Source organism: Bradyrhizobium genomosp. I (2014) (genome assembly GCF_000261685.1).
Classification (GTDB): domain Bacteria; phylum Pseudomonadota; class Alphaproteobacteria; order Rhizobiales; family Xanthobacteraceae; genus Bradyrhizobium.
Map to the genome: position 1 here is coordinate 1 of NZ_AJQE01000328.1, position 6,139 is coordinate 6,139.

The following is a 6,139-nucleotide window of genomic DNA, read 5'->3' on the forward strand; positions in this document are numbered from 1 at the left end:
GGCGGACGCCGACCATCCAAAGCATCTTCAGCTCCTGATCGACGGGCTGCACCGCAAGTTTCCGGCGCTGCAGGGCATCGAGGTCGACTACTCCTGGTGGGGCTGGGTCGATGTCAGCCATGATATGATGCCGCGGATTTTCAGGCCCGAACCTGGCAGCCGACTGGTCTACGCGCTCGGCTATGGTGGCAACGGCGTATCGTACTCGGCACAGGCGGGGCGCCGTATGGCACAGATGATCGCGGGCCAGGACTTTCAGGGACAGGACCTGCCGATCTTCACTTCGCCTCTACCGACACACACGTTCTCATCGTTCCGCAGGATCGGCCAGCGCATGTTGTATCGATGGTACCACCTGCGTGACGAAGCCGCCTAAGCCAGGAGGTCTGAAGACCCCGACACGAAACCGTTCAGATTGCGCTGGTGCGATCGGGCGAACGCATCGGCGGAGTCGTCCAGCGCAACATCAGGGACGGCGGCGGTTGTCAGGTCGGCATGCAGGCGATCGACCTCATGACCAGCCGCGAAATTTCGATCCGCCAGCCGCTCGGCTCAGGCGCGATGGCTTGCAAACTGGACGCCGCGGGACTGGCCGAAGCGGCAGTTGCCGTCACCCGCGCGATCGCGGCGAACGTCGATCTCGTCGTGATCAACAAGTTCTCCAAGCAGGAGGCGGCCGGCGAAGGCCTGCGCGACGAGCGCAGACTTGCGGAATCGAGACGCTCCCAAATTCAGCCTAAGGTGCTTAGGGATAAATGCCGACATCGGCGGCAACATGCGTCCCCGAACTGGAGACAGTCGATGATCTCTCGGCTCACGCATCTGGCGAAATATCTTTCGGCCGGAGACGTCTCTCAGGGCACCACCAGTTTCTTGCGGATGGCGTAACGGACCAGTTCAGCGGTCGAGGACATTCCCAGCTTGCGCATCGCGGAAGCGCGATGGGTCTCGACGGTCTTCACGCTCAACTGCAAAATGGAGCTTATGGACCTGTTGGTATGTCCTTCCGCTATCAGTTGGACTACGCTCTGCTCGCGCGAGGTGAGCAGCATATCCGACTTGTTTAGCTTGTTGAGCTGGTAGTCGTGGAGTAATTTCTCCAGCAACACGCTCGTGAAATAGGGCCTGCGATCCAGCAGCGCTTCGACGGCGGACAGCAGGTGTTTCCTCGCATCCGATTTGAACAAGAAGCCACGAACACCAGCCAGAACAGCTTCGGTCAGCAGCTCTTCGTTTTCATGCATCGTTAGAATCAGAACTTCGCTGCGTAAGCGAAGTGACTTCAGCCCATGAGCGAGACCGATCTAGAACGGAACGGGAGCACGGAGCCTCCCCCGCCTCAATTCAGGATGGCCATGCTTCAATGAGACCTCGACGCAATCGGCCTTTTCTTCGACGAGCACGATCTCGTCGCCGAAATGGTCTCAATGCGCCCGTTGATCACTCATACAGCAGACGCGAGAGGTGACTGCGCTGCAGGGTGACGTATCGCCCGCTGGTCAATTCGGCGAAGACGCCGGTCCCGAAGCCGGTCAGTCGATGGCCGGCCTGGTCTACGATTCTCAATTCTTGCAATTGGTAGCCGTCGCGACTGATCTCCGAGAGCAATCCCATCTGCTCGGCAATGGTGTAGCCACAATCCCCAGAAGTCGATGACATACCCCCCGCTACCGAGAGTGGGGGCCCGCTCGACGAGGTCGGCTCGAATCCCGCTGCCCTCAGCCAATCGGCAAGCGTGGGCCCGGCAATTCCAGCGCCGGAGATGAGAACCCGCCTTATGTGCTCTCCTCCACATCTTATCAGCGGTCTACCGCGTCGCCGAGTCCTTCTTGTGCTCTGACACTGCCCGGACTTGGGGCGCCACATTTTACGTCGATCGCCAGAACAAGTGAGGGAGCGACGGAGTAATATGATCGAACGTTGCGACGTACGGACCCGTTGCCGATCCAACTCGGCCGCGGCGACGGTTTTCCTGAACGTTCGGACTAGCCGCATGCGCACCAACGAAGAGGCCGTTTTTGGGTCAAGACCATCACGATGAAGGAGAGCAATTGGAAGGCAAATTGACAATTCATGTTCGACATATGGAGCGCACCCTCCGGGTAAGTGCGATCGGTCTCTTTCTCGCCGCGTCAGTCTGGTTGCTTCGCGACATTTTGTTACTCACGTTCAGCGCCGTGGTCATTGCGTGCGTTTTGCGCGGCGCAAGCAATGCGATACAGCGCGTATTGCGCTCAGGTCCTTACACCTCGTTGGTTTGCGTCATCGGCCTGACCTGCCTCGTGCTCGGTGCGCTGCTATGGTGGCGCGGTAGCGCTATCTTCAATCAAGCCGATGAAATCAGTCAGCAACTGAGAACCCAGCTGCAAAGAATTTGGAGCGAATTGGCAGATAGCTCGTGGGGCTCGGTCTTCGCTCAACAGCTGCAGATCGCCGGAACGTCTCTGCGCGCCGGCCTGACGGGCTACGTCCCAGGGGTCATTGGCTCGGTTCTCGGTATCGGTGGCACTCTCGTCGTCGTGGGAGCGACAGCAATATTCCTGGCTGCATCACCGCAACTGTATCTGGAAGGCGCGCTGCGTCTACTTCCAACGACCTGGCGACCTCGCGGCCGGGAAGTTGCCGGGGAGCTTGGTTCTACGCTCAGGCTCTGGTTTCTCGGACAGTTCATCGACATGGTGATCGTGGGGCTTCTCCTCGGCCTTGGGCTTTTTCTTATCGGCTCGCCTTTGGCACTTTCACTGGCCCTGCTGGCTGGCCTGCTGAACTTCGTGCCTTACATCGGGGCGCTCGCGGGCGCCGTCCCAGCCATCCTCGTGGCCCTGGCTCAGTCTCCCGCCCTTGCGGCCTGGGTCGCACTTTTGTTTTTGTCGATCCAGCTGTTGGAAGGAAACGTCATCGCACCATGGATACAGAAGAGGACGATCTCCTTGCCGCCCGCGCTCACGATACTTTCGCAAACGGTTCTGGGGACCCTGTTTGGGTTGATCGGGCTGATCGTCGCCACTCCTTTGATTGCTGTTCTGCTCGTCGCTGTCCGGATGATCTATGTCGAGGGTCTCTTGGAGCGCGAGCGTAAGCAGGCCGCCTAGTTGAACAAACCTCCAAACCGGGCGGAGAGCAACGTAGTCGGTACGGTCTCGTACATTCGCAAATCCGGCGCAGGTGCTCGGCGCGACATAGTGTCCCGAGTTCGCGACCCCAGAAACCAACATTGAGGGCTGAGGTTGAGACCGCATTCCAAGATCACGGGAGCCACAGATGCGGAGACTCACACTTGCCCTTTCTCTCACCGGACTGATCGCGATCTCTCCAGTAAGCAATATTCAGGCTGCGCCTTTGACAGCGCTCTCGGCTGCAGCGGGCTCGGCGGAGCGTACGTCGGCGGTGCAGGACAATCTCACGCAGGTTCGCTGGCGTGGCGGTTGGGGAATCGGTGCCGGACTGCTTGCAGGAGCGCTGATCGGCTCCGCCATTGCCGGCCCCTACTATTATGAGCCGCCATACTACGGCTACCGTAACGCGTACAGGTACCCATACGGTTATGGTGGATATTATCCAGCCTATACCTATACGCCTTACTGGGGCGGTTATGGCTGGGGACCGCGACCCTACGCCTGGGGACCCCGCCCCTGGCGCTACAGTTACGGCTGGTCAGAGCCGAGGCCATGGGGATATGCGGTCCGGCACGCACATCCCTGGCGTCATAGCTACGGCTGGGCACCAAGGCACCACCGACATCATCATCACGGTGTAATCCGCGCGCACCATCGGTGGTGACACTCAGAGCATGCGGCAGGTTGCCCGGCGCCATGGCGCGCCGGGCAACGTAGGGTCTCTGCCGAAGAAGCGAATACACGTCTGATGCGTCCCCAAGGTGGGCGCGATCATCCACAGCTCAGCAGTCGCTGCGATCTTGTATCTGGTGCTTGTTTTTGTGATCCGCACCTTTGGTCAGCGGCTCTCGCCAAGGGCGACATCTTCGGGCTCGTCGTAACATTGCGCTCGGCCTCCGCGATGGCTGCCGGCATTTTCCCGGCGCTCACCAAGACTTACATTCGCTCTTTGACGCCAGCTTTAATCAGCCACCAATTGACGGGATAGCTGGTGAAAAATCCCGCGATCATCGCGATCTGCATCATGAACCAGAACTCGGGCATTGACGGCTCAAGCCTCACGCCGAAGGCATTCCTGAAGATTGCGAACTGCGCAATCGCCATGAAACCGTACATGCCGACTTGCCACGCGGTCAGGGACAACGTGTCGGCCTTCACGGCTTGAACGATCCCTTCAGCTGGCGACAACTCGCGCATCGGCTTAATCGTAAAATATTGAAAGGCGACGCCGAGCACGAAGGCAAACAGATAATCTATCACCCAGATCGCAAACATCTTCTCGGAGAACAGCGTTTTCCACCCAGCCCAGAACGCAATCACTGGAAATGCAAGCGCAAGACCTTCAGCAACAATGTCCCCCAGCGTGCATCCGGCACCGCAGTGCATGGCACCTTTGGCGACCATGACGGGAAACGGGGTTTTCTCTTTAGTGTTGGACCGCTTGCTGCGGTCAGCCGCGAGGCGGCCGAACCGGTAATACAGCCACAAGGTCAGTACGGAACCGAACAAGCCATTGACGGGCCAGACGATGTTCATGATCCACATGCGCTGTGGATGGCGGACCAAGTCGACTGCAATGACGATTGCGCAGGCAATTCCGACAGCCAGGCAAGCCAGCGCCAGGTCGTGAACCCAGATTGGGGGCATGACAATTCTCCCTTTCCGGGAGAACAACGCCGCCAAGACCGCCTTCGTTCAAATCCCGCGAATTGCGGCACCCTTGCTCCTCGCGATGAGAGTGGAGCCTGCAAGGCAGGTCTAAAAACAACGACCGATCTGCCGATCGTACTCGCGCTGTATCAATCCAGAGCACGAGCACGCCAGATGCTCCAACTGAGCCCGGTCGTCCAGAGTTATCGCGGCCCGCGTGTTGCGGATGATACCGGTCCGTTCAAATATCTCGAGGCACTCGCTGACACTCGCACGTCGAATCCCGAGCAACTGAGCCAAAACTGCATGCGTGATCGGAAGCTCGCTCGAGTCCATTGCGTTTGCCGCGACAAGAAGCCAGCGGCCAAGTCGCTGCTTGACGGAATGCAGCGAGTTGCAAGCCCCAACCTGGGAAGTCTGAAACAGGACAAGATTGATATAACGAAGAACCACGCCGCGAAGGCGCGGGAGTTCGTCGAGTGCCGCGACGAAGGCCCGCGTCGGAATTTGCAGCGCAGTTCCGCCCACCTGAACGACCCGACGATGCGGGGGCATCGGGTCGTCCGGCGCCAATATGCACGGGGCGCCGATCATTCCCTCGGAGCCGACCAGCCAAGCCTCGACGAAGCGGCTCGTCTCGACCTTCGCCGAGACGGATATCAGCCCATCGTTGAGAAAGTAGACGTAGTCCATCGGCAAACGCCAATGATGCAGCACTTGACGGGGCTTGATTTCAACCTCCATGCCGATCGATTGAAGTACCGCCAATTCCGTCTCTGGGATGCAGCGTAGCAGCTTGTTTCGTACAGCCAGCGCCTGAGCGTTGTCGTCGGGCTCAATTGACCATGGAGCCAGGCCTACTGTTTGACCGTCCTGCATTGTCACTCTCTCCACGTCCCGCAGCCGGATTTGGAACCTTTTGCGGGTGCTAACAGAGTACGCAATCAGGGGGCCAGAGTTCCTTTTTTGGCATACGACTATTTTCCGTGGTCGTCGCCTCGGTTGGAGGCCCTGTTTTCGAACCGAAGAGCGGCGCGAACCAATGCCAAATGGCTCAATCCCTGAGGAAAATTGCCGGCAAGGCGGCCATCCTGAACGCTGAACTCCTCAGCGAGGAGCCCCAGATCATTTCGCGCGCGCAAGAGATGCTCGAAGCTTTCCTCGGCTTCAGCCCGCCTCCCCTGCATCAGTTGGCATTCCGCAAGCCATCCGCTGCAGGCAAGAAATGCTCCTTGTCGTATTTTGCCTGACATTTTGCGATGGACGTATCCCTTGCGCACGAGCTCGCGCTCGATCGCCGCAATGGTTCTTTCGATGCGCCGGTCGGTAATTGGCAGGAAGCCCATGAGCTATGCGGGAAACTGGGTGATGAC

Annotated in this window: 7 protein-coding genes and 1 pseudogene; 3 read left to right on the forward strand and 5 right to left on the reverse strand. The window is 59.0% G+C overall.

Translation table 11 applies throughout. The features are described from left to right. Positions 1–376: NAD(P)/FAD-dependent oxidoreductase (locus IC50_RS29555; RefSeq protein WP_035713109.1), on the forward strand; the 376-nt coding region annotated here is incomplete at its 5' end. A 47-nt stretch (positions 377–423) separates the two neighbouring features. After that, a pseudogene (locus tag IC50_RS43365) lies at positions 424–699 on the forward strand (DUF2478 domain-containing protein); the annotation flags it as partial. Positions 700–854: 155 nt separating this feature from the next. On the opposite strand, the gene IC50_RS29565 reads toward IC50_RS43365, so the two are convergent. Both IC50_RS29565 and IC50_RS42630 read right to left on the reverse strand, forming a co-directional pair. Continuing rightward, positions 855–1,244, reverse strand: coding sequence for a LuxR C-terminal-related transcriptional regulator (locus IC50_RS29565; protein ID WP_244429678.1), 390 nt, complete (start codon positions 1,242–1,244; stop codon positions 855–857). Between the two features lie 196 nt (positions 1,245–1,440). Further along, positions 1,441–1,659, reverse strand: a complete 219-nt coding sequence (locus IC50_RS42630; protein ID WP_193374168.1) for a hypothetical protein — start codon at positions 1,657–1,659, stop codon at positions 1,441–1,443. 392 nt (positions 1,660–2,051) lie between these two features. Between IC50_RS42630 and IC50_RS29570 the strand changes: the two genes are divergently transcribed. After that, positions 2,052–3,092 carry an AI-2E family transporter gene (locus IC50_RS29570; protein WP_035713112.1) on the forward strand — a complete coding sequence of 347 codons (1,041 nt, stop codon included), beginning with the start codon at positions 2,052–2,054 and terminating at the stop codon, positions 3,090–3,092. A 960-nt stretch (positions 3,093–4,052) separates the two neighbouring features. Here IC50_RS29570 and IC50_RS29575 read toward each other — a convergent pair. The 3 genes from IC50_RS29575 to IC50_RS41565 all read right to left on the reverse strand — a co-directional run bounded on the left by IC50_RS29575 (position 4,053) and on the right by IC50_RS41565 (position 6,112). Continuing rightward, on the reverse strand, positions 4,053–4,763 hold the full coding sequence (locus tag IC50_RS29575; protein ID WP_035713115.1) for a DUF4396 domain-containing protein: 711 nt from the start codon (positions 4,761–4,763) through the stop codon (positions 4,053–4,055). Positions 4,764–4,874: 111 nt separating this feature from the next. Continuing rightward, positions 4,875–5,645 (reverse strand): Crp/Fnr family transcriptional regulator, encoded by a 771-nt coding sequence (locus IC50_RS29580; protein WP_035713118.1) that lies wholly within the window; start codon positions 5,643–5,645, stop codon positions 4,875–4,877. A 98-nt stretch (positions 5,646–5,743) separates the two neighbouring features. Beyond that, a complete protein-coding gene (locus IC50_RS41565) occupies positions 5,744–6,112 on the reverse strand; it encodes a glycoside hydrolase family 15 protein (RefSeq protein ID WP_157461107.1) in 369 nt (122 codons plus the stop codon). Between the last annotated feature and the right edge of the window lie 27 nt (positions 6,113–6,139).

Bases quoted from the DNA above. Each gene is read 5' to 3' on its own strand.
- IC50_RS29565 (WP_244429678.1), bottom strand. From the start codon at position 1,244: ATGCATGAAAACGAAGAGCTGCTGACCGAAGCTGTTCTGGCTGGTGTT.
- IC50_RS42630 (WP_193374168.1), bottom strand. From the start codon at position 1,659: ATGTCATCGACTTCTGGGGATTGTGGCTACACCATTGCCGAGCAGATG.
- IC50_RS29575 (WP_035713115.1), bottom strand. From the start codon at position 4,763: ATGCCCCCAATCTGGGTTCACGACCTGGCGCTGGCTTGCCTGGCTGTC.
- IC50_RS29580 (WP_035713118.1), bottom strand. From the start codon at position 5,645: ATGCAGGACGGTCAAACAGTAGGCCTGGCTCCATGGTCAATTGAGCCC.
- IC50_RS41565 (WP_157461107.1), bottom strand. From the start codon at position 6,112: ATGGGCTTCCTGCCAATTACCGACCGGCGCATCGAAAGAACCATTGCG.